This is a genomic window from Streptomyces sp. NPDC104761, assembly GCF_055583445.1.
This window is the reverse complement of the sequence record NZ_JBVJNZ010000002.1, coordinates 676730-690762: the sequence shown is the minus strand read 5'-3', so window position 1 is coordinate 690762 and position 14033 is coordinate 676730. Positions and strand designations below refer to the sequence as shown.

Here is a 14033-nt window from a genome sequence, read left to right as displayed (position 1 = left end):
CGGTCCGTCCCGGTGACCGCCCAGTTGCTGGACGCCCGGCCGGCCCGTCACGGCACCCGGATACGGTGAGCGGACACGACGGGTACGACGGGTACGACGGTTCTGCGGGAGGTGGCCGGATGAGCGGCGGCGCCGTGGACTTCTCGCTCGGCGGGCGGACGGCCCTGGTGACCGGCTCCGTGCGGGGGCTGGGCCTGGAGATGGCGCGGGGCCTGGCGGGCGCCGGTGCGCACGTGGTCCTCAACGGCCGGGACGCCGTGACGCTGGAGGAGGTGGCGGCGGGCCTGCGCGAGGACGACGGCCTGGACGTCACGGGCGTCGCCTTCGACGTCACCGACCGCGAGGCGGCCGAGGAGGCGGTGACCGCCCTCGGCGCGATCGACATCCTTGTCAACAACGTGGGCCACCGGGACCGCAGGGGCGTCGAGGAGATGGCGCCGGACGAGCTGTCCGCGCTGCTCGACGTCCACCTGACGTCGGCGTACGCGCTGAGCCAGACGGTCGCCCGTGGCCTGGCCGAGCGGGGCACCCCGGGCCGCATCATCAACGTCTCGTCCGTCGTCGGCCAGCTCGGCCGCATCGGCGACATCGCCTACGCCACGGCGAAGGCGGGCCTCGACGGCCTGACCCGGGCCCTCGCCGCCGACCTCGGCCCCAGCGGCACCACGGTCAACTCGGTGGCCCCGGGCACCTTCGCCACCGACGTCAACGCGGAGCTGGCCGAGGACCCGGAGTGGAACAGATGGCTCCGCACCCGCACCGCCCTCGGCCGCTGGGGCCGCCCGGCCGAGATCGCGGGCATCGTCGTCTTCCTGGCGAGCGACGCGGCGTCCTTCATCACGGGGCAGACGATCGCGGTGGACGGCGGGATGACGACGACGTTCTGAGCCGACCGGCGGGGTTGAACCGGCCGCAAGGGCGGTTCCCAGAAAAATCTCAGTGAAGTCGGGAACCGTTTCTCACCTTTGTGGGAGACAGTAGGCGCGATGAAGCGCACCTCACGCATCTCCGCCACCTTGCGACGCGTCGCCCTCTGTGCCGTCGTCGTGCTGGCCGCCACCTCGGCCTCCGTCGCGGCCGCCGACGAGGCGGCGGGGCCGTTCGGGGTGACCGCCGTGGTCGGGGCCTCGCCGGCGAGCGCGCGGGTCGGGGCGCTGTTCGGTGCCGACAAGGCCGGGGACCTGTCCGGCAACCACTTCTGCACCGCCTCCGTGGTGCACAGCCCGCAGCGCGACCTGATCGTCACCGCCGCGCACTGCCTCGACGGGGTGGGGGAGGCCACCGGCCTGGTGTTCGTGCCCGGGTACCGGGACGGGCAGGCGCCGTACGGGGTGTGGAGGCTCGGGAAGCGGTACCTGCCCGACGGGTGGGCCCACGGGCAGAGCGAGGACAGTGACGTCGCCTTCGCGGTCGTGGCGGAGCGGGACGGCAAGCGGGTCGAGGACGTGACCGGGAGCAACCGGTTCGCCGCGGGTGTGGCCACCGGCGCCACCGCCGTCACCGTCACCGGCTACCCCGACTCCCGTGAGGTGCCCGTCAGCTGCACCAACAAGCCCGTTCCGCGCAGCGCCACCCAACAGCGCATCGACTGCCCCGAGTTCACCGGCGGCACCAGCGGTAGCCCCTGGGTGAACGGGGACCACGAGGTGGTCGGGATCCTCGGCGGGCACGAGCAGGGCGGGACGACCCCCGACGTCTCCTACAGCGTGGTGCTCGGCCGGGAGGCCGCCGAGCTGTACAAGGACGCCAAGGGTGACTGAGCGGGTCGGCTGAGGGCGCGTCATGTGCGCCGTCTTCCTGTGAAATAGCGCCACTCTCGGCCGAAATGGCGTTGAACAGCCCTGACATGGGGGAGGGTTGGGGCGTGCGGAAAGTATGGGTGATCGGTGGCGCGGTGACGGCGCTCGGCGTGAGCTTCGTCATGCTGCTCGTCATCGGTGTGTACGTCGTCGCCGGGAACCTCCTCAACGGGGTCGGCGGCGCCGGCAAGACCCTGGCCAAGGGAGCGGTGCCTGCCGCGTACTCCACGCTCGTGCAGAGGTGGGGCAACCTCTGCTCCGCCATCAACCCCGCCCTGCTCGCCGCACAGCTCTACCAGGAGAGCGGGTTCAACCCGAAGGCGCAGAGCGCGGCGGCCGCGCAGGGGATAGCTCAGTTCATCCCGGGGACCTGGGCCACCCACGGCATCGACGGGAACGGCGACGGGGTCCGCGACGTCTGGGACCCGAACGACGCGATCCCGTCGGCCGCCTCCTACGACTGCGAGCTCGCCTCGTACGTCAAGGACGTGCCCGGCAACATCTCCGAGAACATGCTCGCCGCCTACAACGCGGGGGCGTACGCGGTCATCAAGTACAAGGGTGTGCCGCCGTACAAGGAGACCCAGAACTACGTCAGGACCATCACCACCCTGGAGGAGAGCTTCGCCGCGCCGGTCAGCCGGCTCTCCCCGACCAAGCAGGCCGCCGGGGCCATCAACTACGCCCAGGAGAAGCTCGGCACGCCCTACCTCTGGGGCGGCAACGGCACCGCGGCGGACAACGGCCGCTTCGACTGCTCCGGGCTGACCAAGGCGGCGTACGCCAGTGTCGGGATCACGCTGCCCCGGGTCGCCAACGACCAGTACAACGCGGGACCGCATCCCTCCCGGGGCGAGCTGCTCCCCGGCGACCTCGTCTTCTTCTCCACCGACCTCTCGAACTCCCGCGCCATCCACCACGTGGGGATCTACGTCGGCGGCGGATACATGATCGACGCGCCCTACACGGGGGCCGTGATCCGGTTCGACCCCATCGACTCGGCCGACTACTTCGGGGCCACCCGGGTCACCGAGGATGGCGCGAAAGCACTCCCCACCACGGTGTGAACGGAGCGTATAACCCACCCCCTGAGCTGGGGGTTCGTGTCTCTCTTCGATAACGTCTGCGTGATCATTCGGTGGAACCTGGAACGTAGTGGTGGGGGCCATGCGTTCCTGTTGACGTAGCCGACCACGGGGGTGGCAGCGAGCGACGCACACCAGGTGCGTCCCGGAACGACGACGAAGGGGCCGCAGCGCGATGGCTGTAATCGCCGAATCCGGGTCGAACCCCGACGTCGACCTGCTCTACGACATCAACGGCCTGGCCAAGGACGCGCCGCACTGGTTCGACCGGGCCATGGAGTTCGTCGGGGAGTACGGGCTGCTGGTCGCGATGGTGCTGCTGGTGGTGTGGTGCTGGTGGTCCGTGCGGCGCCGGGGGGCCGAGGACGCGCCGTCCGCCATGGCCGCGCTGGTGTGGGCACCGCTGGCCGCCGCGATCGCCGTCCTTGTGAACGTCCCCATCCGCGGCTTCGTCGAGCGGCCCCGGCCGTTCCTCACCCACCAGGGCATCGACGTCCTCGTCTCCGGCAAGACCGACTACTCCTTCGTGAGCGACCACGCCACGATCACCATGGCGCTGGGGGTCGGCCTGTTCGTCGCGAACCGGAGGTTCGGGGCGGCGGGGATAGGGCTGGCGCTGCTGGAGGGCTTCTGCCGGGTGTACATGGGGGTGCACTACCCGACGGACGTGGTCGGGGGGTTCGCCCTCGGCACGGCGGTCGTCCTGCTGCTGTCCCCGCTTGCCACCGCGCTGCTGACGCCGGTGATGAAGGCGGTGGAGGCGTCGGCGCGGGTGGGGTGGATCGTGCGGCGGCGGTCGACGGGGGTGGGACTGGTGCCGGGGGGCCGGACACCGGTCGAAGCCGAGGAGCGTGACCTGGCAGCTTAGGCGGGGGCCGGGGGGTGGGGACGCTTACCGGCGCTTGCAGGGTGCCCCCGCGCCCACCCGTGCCGCCCCAGCGGCACGACTGCCCGCGGCTGTGTCTTTTGAGGGGCGCGGGGAACTGCGCGATCAGCCCCCGCGCGCCCGCGGATGCACGATCCGCCGAGCCACCCCTCTCTACAGCCCCTGCGGCGAAGAGAAGAACCGATTCGGGTCGTACTGCTGCTTCACCTTGCCCAGCTTCGTCACGGCGTCGCCGAAGTACGCCTTCTTCCAGTCCGTGAGCGTCGGGTCCGTGTAGTTCTGGTAGGCCGCGCCGGAGGCGTACGGCTTCATGGCGGTGTGCGCCGCGTTCAGCCAGGACTGCCCGGTGCTGCCGGAGGCCCCGGCCCCCCAGGACACGATGTACTGCGCCAGCATCCGCGACCGGCGGTGCACGAACGCCGTCGCGGTCGGCGCGACCCTGTTCACCGCTCCGCCCAGCGCCGTGAACGCGATGCTGCCCGCGCCGCCCCGGACGGCGGCGATCTGCCGCAGGGCCGTCTGGATGCCGGCCGCGGACAGGGAGCGGTCGAAGAAGTCGGAGCGGGCCGTGTACGTCTCGCGGCCGAGCTTGCCCTGGGGGGAGCGGCCGGGGGTGGAGCCGGGCAGGTGGCACTGGGGCTCGGTGGCGAAGGAGGAGCAGCCGGCGTAGATCTCCATCACCTCCTCGTAGGCGTGGCGCCGCAGGGAGACGGAGGAGGCGTTGGCGCCGGCCTTGTGGGCGAGGGCGTCCACCGCGTTCTGGAGTTCGCCGTACGTGCCCATCGAGAAGCAGGCGACCGAGACGCGGGGCCCGCTGCCCGAGTTCTCCAGGTGGAGGGAGGACCAGATCTCGTCCGGCTGGGACGGACCCCACTCCTGCCAGGCCTTGAACACCTGCGCCGCCTTCGCCCACGGCCAGGTCAGGTACGCCGTCACCCCCTGCGGGGTCGGGTGGGTCCTGAACTGCAGCTCCGTGACGACGCCGAAGTTGCCGTTGCCGGCGCCGCGCAGCGCCCAGAAGAGGTCCTTGTTCGTCGAGGCGTTGGCCACCACCTGCGTGCCGTCCGCGGTGATCAGCGTCGCCTGGGTGAGGCTGTCGCAGGTCAGGCCGTACGCGCGGGACGCGACACCGTGGCCGCCGCCGAGCACCAGGCCGGAGACGCCGACCGTGGGGCAGGAGCCCGCCGGTATGGTCACGCCCTTGGCCGCGAAGGCCCGGTAGACGTCGATCAGCTTGGAACCGGCGCCGACGACCGCCGTACCGCCGCTGACGCGGATGCGGTTCAGCCTGGAGACGTCGAGGATCAGGCGGCCGTCGCCGGAGGAGTAGCCCGCGTAGGAGTGGCCGCCGTTGCGGATCGAGACCTTCAGCGCGTGGGCCCGGGCGTACGACAGGGTGGTGCGGATGTCGTCGGCGTGGGCCACGTAGGCGACCGCCGACGGCTTCAGGCCGTCGAAGCGGGTGTTGTAGAGCTGGTGGGCGGTGGTCCAGGTGGCGTCGCCGGGGCGGACCAGGGTGCCGTCCAGGGCGTGCGCGAGGGCCGTCCAGTTGGCCGCGGCCACTGCGCTGGTGGTCTTCAGTGCCGTACGAGAGGATGTGGTCGCAAGTGGCGCCCCGGTCGTGTGGGTCGCGGTGGCGCTGCCGGAGCTGCACCCCGTCAGTGCGGTCGCCGCGAGGGCGGCCGCCCCGCCCGATATGAAGGTACGCCGTTCCATGCCCGTGCCTTTCGCTTCGGCTGTCGTGGGACGAGACGGCGTCCGTCGCACATGGGTTCCCGTGCGGTGTAACGAACGCAGTGACGCCATAACGACTGCGATGGCGAACGGCGAAGAAATGTTCGCGTAACCCGCCCGTTGGAACCGGCGCGTGCCCTCACCGTAAGCGTTCCGTGACCTAACCGGGTCGACGGCAGGGGTTCACCCTCCGTTCACCTATGGCCATCAGCCGCTTCACCTGTTCTGCCTAATTTCGGCCGTACCGGGTGCGGTGAGCGGTCGTAAATGCCCAGTCAGGAGGCCCTCGCCCACCACCTACTTCGCACGCCGCCGAAGGTGGCGCCCCTGGAAGGAACTCCCGAAAGTGAAGCTTCAGCGCAAGAACCGGCTGCGCGCCCTGTCTCTCGGTGCTGTCGCCGTCACCGGTGCCCTGGCCCTGTCGGCGTGCGGCTCCGACGACAACGGTGGCGGCAGCGGTTCGAGCACGTCTTCGGCCTCCGCCAACGCCAGCTCCATCAAGTGCGACAACGCCAAGGGCCAGCTGCTCGCCGACGGCTCCTCCGCGCAGAAGAACGCGATCGACGCCTGGGTGAAGAACTTCTCGCAGGCCTGTGGTGTGCAGATCAACTACAAGGGCTCCGGCTCCGGTGCCGGTGTGACCGCCTTCACGCAGGGCCAGGTCGCCTTCGCCGGTTCCGACTCCGCGCTGAAGCCGGAAGAGGTCACCGCCTCCAAGAAGGTCTGCTCCGGCGGCCAGGGCATCGACCTCCCGATGGTCGGCGGCGCCATCGCGATCGGCTACAACGTCCCGGGTGTCGACAACCTGGTTCTGGACGCGCCGACCCTCGCCAAGATCTTCGACAGCAAGATCACCAACTGGAACGACGCGGCGATCAAGAAGCTGAACCCGACCGCGAAGCTCCCGAACCTGAAGATCCAGGCGTTCCACCGCTCGGACGAGTCGGGTACGACGGACAACCTGACCAAGTACCTGATCGCCACCACCCCGTCCAACTGGAAGTACTCCGGCGGCAAGGCCTGGCAGGCCAAGGGCGGCCAGTCCGCTCCGCAGTCCGCGGGTGTCGCCCAGCAGGTCAAGCAGACCGCCGGCGCCATCGGCTACTTCGAGCTCTCCTACGTCTCGGACGGCATCAAGGCCGCCAGCATCGACACGGGCGCCAGCAAGCCGGTCGCCCCGTCCACCGAGTCCGCCACCGCCGACATCGCGGCCGCCCAGGTCGTCGGCACCGGCAAGGACCTGTCGCTGAAGCTCGACTACAAGACCAAGGCCGAGGGCGCGTACCCGATCAGCCTGGTCACCTACGAGATCGCCTGCGACAAGGGCAACAAGGCCGACACCCTCGCGGCGACCAAGGCGTTCCTGCGCTACATCGCCTCCGAGGACGGCCAGAAGATCCTCTCCACGATCGACTACGCCCCGATCCCCGACGAGATCATCGCCAAGGTCCGCACCACCGTCGAGGGCCTGAGCTAAAGATCCGCGAGTGCGGCCGAGTTCCGGAAGGAGCCCGGCCGCACCGTCCGGTGCACCGCCGCCCGGAGCCGTACGATCCTTACGTGTGGGGTGTGCGGCTCCTCCGAGCCGCCCCACAGGGCGACTCCGCAGACCGGAGAACCCGATGGACATATCGACGCAGACAGCAGACGCATCTCCCCCGACGCCCCCACAGCCCTCCGCGGCCCAGCAGAAGCGCAACGCGCGCGGTGCCACCCGGATCGGTGACCGAGTCTTCCTCGGTTTCTCCCGCGGTTCCGGCATCCTGCTCCTGGTGATCATGGCCGCGATCGCGGTCTTCCTGACCTACCGGGCCGCCCTCGCGATCAACCGCGACCACAGCAACTTCCTCACCACCTTCGAGTGGAACACCAACCTCGTCCCGCCGAGCTTCGGCATCGCGGTCCTCGCCTTCGGCACGGTCGTCTCCTCGATCATCGCCATGGCCATCGCGGTCCCGATCGCGGTCGCGATCGCGCTGTTCATCACGCACTACGCGCCGCGCCGCCTGGCCGGCCCGGTCGCCTACGTGATCGACCTGCTCGCCGCCGTGCCGTCCATCGTGTACGGCCTGTGGGGCGGCCTGGTCCTCGTACCGCACATGACCGGCCTGTTCGGCTGGCTGAACGACTACTTCGGCTGGACCGGGATCTTCTCCTGGGACGGCGGCGCCCCGCGCTCGATCCTGACCGTCTCGATCCTGCTCGCGATCATGATCCTGCCGGTCATCACCAACGTGAGCCGCGAGGTCTTCCGCCAGGTCCCCCAGATGCACGAAGAGGCCGCCCTGGCCCTCGGCGCCACCCGCTGGGAGGTCATCCGCATGGCGGTGCTGCCCTTCGGCCGCTCCGGCGTGATCTCCGCCTCGATGCTCGGCCTCGGCCGCGCCCTCGGCGAGACGATGGCCGTCGCCACCGTGCTCTCCCCGGACTTCGACATCCACGCCAGCCTGCTCAACCCGGGCGGCGGAACCTTCGCCCAGAACATCGCCAGCAAGTTCGGCGAGGCGACCTCGGACGGCCGTGACGCGCTCATCGCCTCCGGTCTGGTCCTCTTCGTCATCACCCTGCTGGTCAACGGCGCGGCCCGCGTGATCATCGCCCGCCGCGCGGAGTACTCGGGGGCCAACGCATGAGCACCGCAGCAGTCGACAGGCGCGCCAGCACCCTGCGCGGTGCCAGCCTCCCGAAGTGGTCCCCCTATGCCATCGTCGGCGGATCCATCGTCCTCGGTGTGCTCATCGGTCTCGTGGCCGGCCTGGACAGCAAGGTCCAGTGGGGCCTGATCGCCGGCCTCCTCTACGTCCTCGGGACCTACGTCGTCGCCGCCCGCGTCGAGGGCCGCCGGCAGGCCAAGGACCGGGTCGCGACCTCGCTGGTCTGGGTCGCCTTCGTCATCGCCGTGGTCCCGCTGGTCTCCCTGCTCTGGGTGACCATCTCGCGCGGTGTGAAGGTCCTGGACCCCTACTTCCTCTCCCACTCCATGGGCGTCGTCGCCGACTCCCAGCCGGGCGGTGGCGCCTACGCGGCCATCATCGGCTCGCTGGAGCAGGTCGGCCTCGCCACCCTGATCGGCGCCCCGATCGGCATCCTCACCGCGATCTACCTCGTGGAGTACGGGCGCGGCCGCCTCGCGAAGGCCGTCACCTTCTTCGTGGACGTGATGACCGGTATCCCGTCGATCGTCGCGGGTCTGTTCATCCTCAGCCTCATGCTGATCTTCGACATGCAGCCCTTCGGCTTCGCCGGATCGCTGGCCCTGGCCATCCTGATGATGCCGGTGGTCGTGCGCTCCACCGAGGAGATGCTCAAGCTCGTCCCGAACGAGCTGCGCGAGGCGTCCCTGGCGCTCGGCGTGCCCAAGTGGCGCACCATCCTGAAGGTGGTCCTGCCGACCTCCATCGGCGGTATCACGACCGGCGTCATGCTGGCCATCGCCCGTATCGCGGGTGAGACGGCGCCGGTGCTGCTGCTGGTGTTCGGCAACCCGTTCATCAACAACAACCCCTTCGAGGGTGCGCAGTCGTCGCTGCCGCTGTTCATCTACCAGCAGTACGCGAACAGCGCCGGTGCCAACGCGGCCTACGACCGTGCCTGGGCGGCCTCGCTCACGCTGATCGCCTTCGTGATGATCCTGAACCTGGTGGCCCGCGGCATCGCCCGCTGGAAGGCCCCCAAGACCGGTCGCTGACGCGGCCTTACAGCGACCGACTGTCTGGAAGTGAAGAAGTAATGTCCAAGCGAATCGACGTAAGCGGGCTCACCGCCTACTACGGCTCCCACAAGGCCATCGAAGACATCTCGATGAACATCGAGCCGCGCACCGTCACGGCGTTCATCGGCCCCTCCGGCTGCGGCAAGTCGACGTTCCTGCGCACGCTGAACCGCATGCACGAGGTCACGCCCGGCGGCCGCGTCGAGGGCAAGGTCCTCCTCGACGACGAGAACCTCTACGCCGCCAACATCGACCCGGTGGCGGTGCGCCGCGAGGTCGGCATGGTGTTCCAGCGTCCGAACCCCTTCCCCACGATGTCGATCTTCGACAACGTGGCCGCGGGTCTGAGGCTGAACGGCAACTTCAAGAAGAGCGAGCTCGGCGACATCGTCGAGAAGTCGCTCAAGGGCGCGAACCTCTGGAACGAGGTCAAGGACCGCCTGAACAAGCCGGGCTCCGGGCTCTCCGGTGGTCAGCAGCAGCGTCTGTGCATCGCCCGCGCGATCGCGGTCGAGCCGAAGGTGCTGCTCATGGACGAGCCCTGCTCCGCCCTCGACCCGATCTCCACCCTCGCCATCGAGGACCTGATCGGCGAGCTGAAGGAGCGCTTCACGATCGTCATCGTGACGCACAACATGCAGCAGGCGGCGCGTGTCTCGGACCGTACGGCGTTCTTCAACCTGGCCGCCGTCGGCCAGCCGGGCAGGCTGATCGAGATCGACGACACGGAGCGGATCTTCTCCAACCCGTCGGTCCAGGCCACGGAGGACTACATCTCCGGCCGCTTCGGCTGAGCCGAGGATTTCACCGACCCCTCGCGGTGCTGCATGGCGGTGCCACCGCGAGGACGCAAAAGGGCCCGCCCCTGGCTCCCGGGGGCGGGCCCGCCTTTTTTGGGGGTTCCGGGTGGGTTTCGGCTGCGGGTCGGTGGGGGCTGGTCGCGCAGTTCCCCGCGCCCCTGAGGGGGCTTGTGGTTGCTGTTCCTAGGGAGGTGAGGGCGTGGCTGGGCGCGAGGGTTTCGGCTGCGGGTCGGTGGGGGCTGGTCGCGCAGTTCCCCGCGCCCCTGAGGGGGCTTGTGCTGGGCGGGGGCGTGGCTACAGGAGCGTCAGGTCCACGATGCCGAAGGCTGCTGCGGCTACGAGGGCTGCCGCGGGCATCGTGATGAACCAGCCCAGGACGATGTTCTTGGCGACGCCCCAGCGGACCGCGTTCACGCGCTTGGTCGCGCCGACGCCCATGATGGCCGAGGTGATGACGTGGGTCGTGGAGATGGGGGCCTTGAAGAGGAACGCGGTGGTGAACATGATCGACGCGCCGGTGGCCTCGGCGGCGAAACCCTGGGGCGGGTCGAGTTCGATGATCTTGCGGCCCAGGGTGCGCATGATGCGCCAGCCGCCCGCGTAGGTGCCCAGGGAGAGCATCGCGGCACAAACGATCTTGACCCAGACCGGGATCGGGTCGCCGTACGTCTCGTGGCCGGAGATCACCAGGGCCATGACGACGACGCCCATCGTCTTCTGGGCGTCCTGGAGGCCGTGGCCGAGGGCCATGCCGGCCGCGGAGACGGTCTGGGCGATGCGGAAGCCCCGCTTCGTCTTGTGCGGGTTGGAGCGCCGGAACAGCCACATGATGGCCGTCATGACCAGGTAGCCGAGGATCAGGCCGACGACGGGGGACAGGAACATCGGGATGATGATCTTGTCCACGACGCCGTTCCAGAGGACGGTCGTGCCGCCGGCCAGCGCCGCCCCCACCAGGCCGCCGAACAGGGCGTGGGAGGAGGACGAGGGCAGGCCGAAGTACCACGTCGCGAGGTTCCAGACGATCGCGCCGACCAGCGCCGCGAAGAGGATGCCCATGCCGGTGGCGCCCTTGGGGGTCTCGATCAGGCCCTCACTGACCGTCTTGGCGACCCCGGAGCCCAGGAACGCGCCCGCGAGGTTCATCACGGCCGCCATCGCGAGGGCCGCGCGCGGCGTCAGCGCGCGGGTGGAGACCGAGGTGGCGATGGCGTTCGCCGAGTCGTGGAAGCCGTTCGTGTACGTGAAGAAGAGCGCGACCAGGACGGTCACGACGAGCGCGAGGGTGTCCATCGACGGCTCAGGACTCCTTGACGGCGATGGTCTCCACCGTGTTCGCCACGTGCTCGAACGCGTCCGCCGCCTCTTCCAGGACGTCCACGATCTGCTTGAGCTTCAGCACCTCGATCGCCTCGTACTTGCCGTTGAAGAGGTGCGCGAGAAGCTTGCGGTGGATCTGGTCCGCCTGGTTCTCCAGGCGGTTCACCTCGATCCAGTACTCGGTGAGGTTGTCCAGCGTGCGCAGGTGCGGCATCGCCTCGGCCGTCAGGTCGGCGGCCCGCGCCAGCACCTCGATCTGCTGCTCGACGCCCTTGGGCAGTTCCTCCACGTTGTAGAGGACGACCAGGTCGACGGCCTCCTCCATGAAGTCCATGATGTCGTCGAGGGACGACGCGAGGTTGTAGATGTCCTCGCGGTCGAAGGGCGTGATGAACGAGGAGTTCAGCTGGTGGAAGATCGCGTGCGTGGCGTCGTCACCTGCGTGTTCCGCTGCCCGCATACGCTCTGCGATCTCGGCCCGGGCAGACGCGTCCGCCCCGAGCAGTTCCATCAGGAGTTTCGAGCCCGTGACGATGTTGTCCGCGGAGGCGGCGAACATGTCGTAGAAGCTCGTCTCCCTGGGGGTCAGACGAAAGCGCACTTGGGGTCCTCGGTAGGCATGGGTTTCGGTCAGGCTGATGCTAAGCGCATCATCCGGCCACGGCTAATGGGCCGCCCTCCAGTTTCGCCCATCGGGCTCGGTGATCATGAAGGGGGCGTCCCGAGGGCCCTATACCCAGCAAACTTCGTTACCATATACCCACCAGGGGTATACGAATCGACGACGCGGAGGACGCGATGACGACCACCGAGGCCGGCGCCACGACGCCCTCCGGAAGCGGAGCGCCGGCGACCACGCACGGCTACCACAAGCAGAAGGACGAGCACCTCAAACGGCTGCGCCGGATCGAGGGCCAGATCCGGGGCCTGCAGCGCATGGTCGACGAGGACACCTACTGCATCGACATACTCACCCAGGTCTCGGCCTCGACCAAGGCCCTCCAGTCGTTCGCCCTGCAACTGCTCGAGGAGCACCTGCGGCACTGCGTCGCCACGGCAGCCATTGAGAACTCCGCTCAGGGGGCCGTCAAGGGCGGGGCGGAGATCGACGCGAAGGTCGAGGAGGCCACCCAGGCCATCGCCCGCCTGCTGCGGACCTGAGCAGCGCCGGGCGGGCCCGACCGGCTGCTGGCCTGAATCAGTAGGTCTCGCGCTCCTCGGCGACGCGCAGCACCTCGTCGATGCTCTCCAGGCTGAGCCGGTCCTCGGCGGCCGACGCCGCGATGATCAGCTCTCCGCACAGCTCGATCTCGGCGAGGGCCACGTGGTCCTGAACTGCCGTACCGCCGACCGGAGCCACGTGCATCACCTCTTCTCTGCCGTCACCGACTCTCTAGAGTAGGCAGCGGTCTACACAACGCGCATGGCACGGACGGGCTAGTTCACAGGTTGTACGGAGCCGTTCCCTGACTAGTGCGTCGGCTGGTTTTCGGCGATCCGGCCCGCGTAGATGTCCTCGGAGCGTGGCAGTTTCACGTCGACCGGAGTGCCGAAACCGTACAGCAGAGTCGTCGAGGCGACCGCCACCGTGCCCTTGCCGCTGTCGTTGACGAAGCTGAACCGCTGCCGCAGTTTCCGGATCCGGCCCTGGTCGTCGAGGTACACGTCGAACGGGACCTCGGGGGTGGCGAACCCTTTCGCCGCGGCGGCCAGAGCGGCCCGGTCCCCGGCCGACGCCGAGCGCGCCGCGGCCGCGAGGTCGGCGGTGCCCCGGTAGTGCCGGACCTCGGTCCCGGCGAGCTCGGTCTCGCCCAGGTACGTCGCCGTCCGCGTGCCGCGCAGCAGCTCGGCCGCCGCGAACGGGTCCGTCGCGCCACCGGTGACCAGGTTGCCGTCGGAGAGGCCCGCGGTCTCCACGCGTACCCACTTGTCGGCCGGCACCCCGGCGCCCCTGTTCTTCATGAACAGCGCGCCCGGCGCGAGGAGTTCGGTGATCGGGCGGTGCTCGGACGTGCCGGCGGGGTCCTGTGGGAGGACGACCGTGAGCCTGCCGAGCTGCCGGTCGTAGTCGTAGACGCCCTTGCCGCGGATGGTGACCCGGGTGCCGCCGGTGGCCATCTCCATCGAGGTCGTGGCCTTGGAGGTGCGGGTGGCCCTCAGGGTGTCCGCCGTCCGCTTGAGGAGGGTGACCGGGTTGTCGCCGGGGGAGCCGCCGACCCCTTCCGCCCTGGCGCCGCCACAGCCGGCGGCGCAGGCGCCGAGGCCGACCACGAGCCCTACGGTGACGGCCGTCTTCCCAGCGCGCCAGTGCTGCCGCCGATCCATTGCCTGCCTACCCCCAGCCGGTACGTCCGTCACGGGTCCCGCGTCGTTCCGCTTAACGAGGGGTCGGTGGGGCCGTCACGCATACCGGTGCTTTACCGAGCGTGGGTAACGTTGTCGGCGTGGCGCAGGAGGACGGGTCCGGGCGGGCCTGGCAGGGACACGAACACCACACGAGCACGGTCGAACAGGGGCGGTTCTGTTTCGCCCGCTGCACCTGCGGGTGGCGGGGACCGGCACGACGGGCGAGAAGCCTCGCCCGCACGGACGGCGAGGGACACAGAGCCCAGGCGTGAGGCGCGGCAGCGCGCCGCAGCGGCGCGAGGAACTGCGCGACCAGCCACGACCGTGCCGCGGCCGACGGACGTCAGCGGC

General features: G+C 69.6%; 14 protein-coding genes. 9 read left to right on the top strand and 5 right to left on the bottom strand.

All coding sequences use genetic code 11. The features are described from left to right. The first annotated feature begins 119 nt into the window (after positions 1 to 119). The 4 genes from ACZ63F_RS09725 to ACZ63F_RS09710 all read left to right on the top strand — a co-directional run bounded on the left by ACZ63F_RS09725 (position 120) and on the right by ACZ63F_RS09710 (position 3752). Positions 120 to 887: an SDR family oxidoreductase gene (locus ACZ63F_RS09725; RefSeq protein ID WP_469709929.1), complete on the top strand. Its 768-nt coding sequence runs from the start codon at positions 120 to 122 to the stop codon at positions 885 to 887. 99 nt (positions 888 to 986) lie between these two features. After that, on the top strand, positions 987 to 1760 hold the full coding sequence (locus ACZ63F_RS09720) for a trypsin-like serine peptidase (RefSeq protein WP_469709928.1): 774 nt from the start codon (positions 987 to 989) through the stop codon (positions 1758 to 1760). Positions 1761 to 1846: 86 nt separating this feature from the next. Next, entirely contained in the window at positions 1847 to 2866 is a 1020-nt protein-coding gene (locus ACZ63F_RS09715; protein ID WP_469709927.1) for a C40 family peptidase, read from the top strand. 193 nt (positions 2867 to 3059) lie between these two features. Beyond that, a complete protein-coding gene (locus ACZ63F_RS09710) occupies positions 3060 to 3752 on the top strand; it encodes a phosphatase PAP2 family protein (protein WP_469709926.1) in 693 nt (230 codons plus the stop codon). Positions 3753 to 3923: 171 nt separating this feature from the next. Here ACZ63F_RS09710 and ACZ63F_RS09705 read toward each other — a convergent pair whose 3' ends face one another. Next, positions 3924 to 5486 (bottom strand): FAD-binding oxidoreductase, encoded by a 1563-nt coding sequence (locus ACZ63F_RS09705; protein ID WP_469709925.1) that lies wholly within the window; start codon positions 5484 to 5486, stop codon positions 3924 to 3926. A 364-nt stretch (positions 5487 to 5850) separates the two neighbouring features. Between ACZ63F_RS09705 and pstS the strand changes: the two genes are divergently transcribed. The 4 genes from pstS (at position 5851) to pstB (ending at position 10010) form a co-directional block, all read left to right on the top strand. Continuing rightward, entirely contained in the window at positions 5851 to 6981 is a 1131-nt protein-coding gene (gene pstS / locus ACZ63F_RS09700) for a phosphate ABC transporter substrate-binding protein PstS (RefSeq protein ID WP_469709924.1), read from the top strand. Between the two features lie 145 nt (positions 6982 to 7126). Further along, positions 7127 to 8137, top strand: coding sequence for a phosphate ABC transporter permease subunit PstC (gene pstC, locus ACZ63F_RS09695; RefSeq protein WP_469709923.1), 1011 nt, complete (start codon positions 7127 to 7129; stop codon positions 8135 to 8137). Further along, complete coding sequence (gene pstA, locus ACZ63F_RS09690; RefSeq protein WP_352360939.1) at positions 8134 to 9192, top strand: phosphate ABC transporter permease PstA; 1059 nt, start codon at positions 8134 to 8136, stop codon at positions 9190 to 9192. Before pstC ends, pstA begins: the two co-directional genes overlap by 4 nt. Before the next feature lie 41 nt (positions 9193 to 9233). Beyond that, the gene (gene pstB, locus ACZ63F_RS09685; protein WP_390640496.1) at positions 9234 to 10010 is read left to right on the top strand and encodes a phosphate ABC transporter ATP-binding protein PstB; all 777 of its coding nucleotides are present in this window, start codon (positions 9234 to 9236) and stop codon (positions 10008 to 10010) included. Positions 10011 to 10310: 300 nt separating this feature from the next. On the opposite strand, the gene ACZ63F_RS09680 is transcribed toward pstB, so the two are convergent. Then, complete coding sequence (locus ACZ63F_RS09680) at positions 10311 to 11309, bottom strand: inorganic phosphate transporter (protein WP_469709922.1); 999 nt, start codon at positions 11307 to 11309, stop codon at positions 10311 to 10313. Between the two features lie 7 nt (positions 11310 to 11316). Then, a complete protein-coding gene (locus tag ACZ63F_RS09675) occupies positions 11317 to 11937 on the bottom strand; it encodes a DUF47 domain-containing protein (RefSeq protein ID WP_351961572.1) in 621 nt (206 codons plus the stop codon). A 197-nt stretch (positions 11938 to 12134) separates the two neighbouring features. Here ACZ63F_RS09675 and ACZ63F_RS09670 point away from each other — a divergent pair, with 197 nt between their 5' ends. Beyond that, a complete protein-coding gene (locus ACZ63F_RS09670) occupies positions 12135 to 12497 on the top strand; it encodes a metal-sensitive transcriptional regulator (RefSeq protein ID WP_469709921.1) in 363 nt (120 codons plus the stop codon). Positions 12498 to 12534: 37 nt separating this feature from the next. Here the strand turns inward: ACZ63F_RS09670 and ACZ63F_RS09665 are convergent, their stop codons facing one another. Continuing rightward, positions 12535 to 12702, bottom strand: coding sequence for a hypothetical protein (locus tag ACZ63F_RS09665; protein ID WP_352360932.1), 168 nt, complete (start codon positions 12700 to 12702; stop codon positions 12535 to 12537). A 104-nt stretch (positions 12703 to 12806) separates the two neighbouring features. Next, complete coding sequence (locus ACZ63F_RS09660; RefSeq protein ID WP_469709920.1) at positions 12807 to 13661, bottom strand: SCO4651 family lipoprotein; 855 nt, start codon at positions 13659 to 13661, stop codon at positions 12807 to 12809. Positions 13662 to 14033 lie beyond the last annotated feature (372 nt).